Annotated in this window: 1 protein-coding gene; it reads left to right on the top strand. The window is 62.0% G+C overall.

Annotated features, from left to right (window positions below; translation table 11 throughout):
* Positions 1-102: 102 nt before the first annotated feature.
* The gene (locus tag SRB5_RS35730; RefSeq protein WP_153458028.1) at positions 103-1,362 is read left to right on the top strand and encodes an IS256 family transposase; all 1,260 of its coding nucleotides are present in this window, start codon (positions 103-105) and stop codon (positions 1,360-1,362) included.
* Positions 1,363-1,425: the final 63 nt, after the last annotated feature.

Raw genomic sequence — 1,425 nt, 5'->3', positions numbered from 1 at the left:
GACCGGTTGGCATCAGAGTGACTGGTGCCGGGAAGGATCATCATGGGCAAGGCACGTGGCTCCCACAACAGTTCGGACATCGTACGCACGGGAGCCGAGTTGATGCAGCAGCAGGAGAAGGACGCGGAGTTCGCGCAGGAGCTGGTCGATCGAGCTCGCGCGGAGGGCGTGAGTCTGGTCGGGGAGAACAGCCTGTTCAAGGGGTTGTTGAAGCGTGTTCTCGAAGGAGCTCTCGAGGCGGAGATGAGTGAGCATCTCGGCTACGAGAAAGGGGATCCGGCCGGCCGCGGGGTGGCGAACTCGCGGAACGGGACGACGCGTAAGAGGCTGCGGACGGAAATCGGCGAGGTCGACATCGATGTTCCACGGGATCGGGACGGGTCGTTCGAGCCGCAGATCGTGGCGAAGCACCAGCGGCGGATCGCCGGGTTCGACGAGGCAGTTCTGTCGCTGTATGCGAAGGGGCTGACGACGGGGGAGATCCAGCAGCATCTGGCGGAGATCTACGACATGGACGTGTCGCGCGGGCTGATTTCCCGGGCCACGGACAAGATCAAGGACGAGGTCGACGCCTGGCGGAACCGGCCGCTGGACAAGATCTATGCGGTCCTGATGATCGACGCGATCGTTCTGAAAATCCGGGACGGCGCAGTGTCCAACCGCCCTGTGTATATCGCTGTCGGAATTAATCTCGAGGGCGAGCGTGATGTCCTGGGAATGTGGGTAGGTACCGGTGGCGAGAGGGCCAAGCAGTGGATGACGTGGCTGACGGAGCTGCGTAATCGCGGCGTCCAGGACGTTCTGATCTCGTGCTGCGACGGGCTGAAGGGGCTGCCGGATTCACTGACCGCGATCTGGCCTCAGACCGATGTACAGCTCTGCGTCGTCCACATGGTGCGAAATTCGCTGCGGTATACGTCCAGGGCGCACTGGCCGGCCATCACCAAGGAACTCCGCCAGATCTACACCGCGCCGACGGAGGATGCGGCGAAGGCACTGTTCGCCGAGTTCGAGGAGAAGTGGGAAAGGCCGTATCCGGCAATGACCGGGCTGTGGCGCAAGAACTGGGTGCACTTTGCGGAGTTCCTGAAGTTCCCGCCCGGTGTCCGCAAAATCGTCTACACCACGAACATGATCGAGAGTCTCAATTCCCGCTTCCGGCAGGCCAGCCGGCGCCGGGGTCATTTCCCCAGCGAAGAAGCGGCGTTGAAGGTGCTCTATCTGGTCATCCGGCACCGCGAGCCCAACCGGCCGAACCCGACCGGGAGAACCCACAACTGGAAGGCCGCCATCAACGTCCTCGTCGGCTTCTACGGCGACCGAATCGACCTCGACGGACTACCCCTCGCCACGAACGAGTGACCAACTAGAACTAAACCCCCAAGACGTCAAAGAAAGGGCATACACAAAACTCAAGACATTCCC

Origin of the sequence: Streptomyces smaragdinus (genome assembly GCF_009604385.1) — a bacterium.
Lineage (GTDB): Bacteria > Actinomycetota > Actinomycetes > Streptomycetales > Streptomycetaceae > Streptomyces > Streptomyces smaragdinus.
This window is presented reverse-complemented; position numbering and strand designations above follow the sequence as displayed.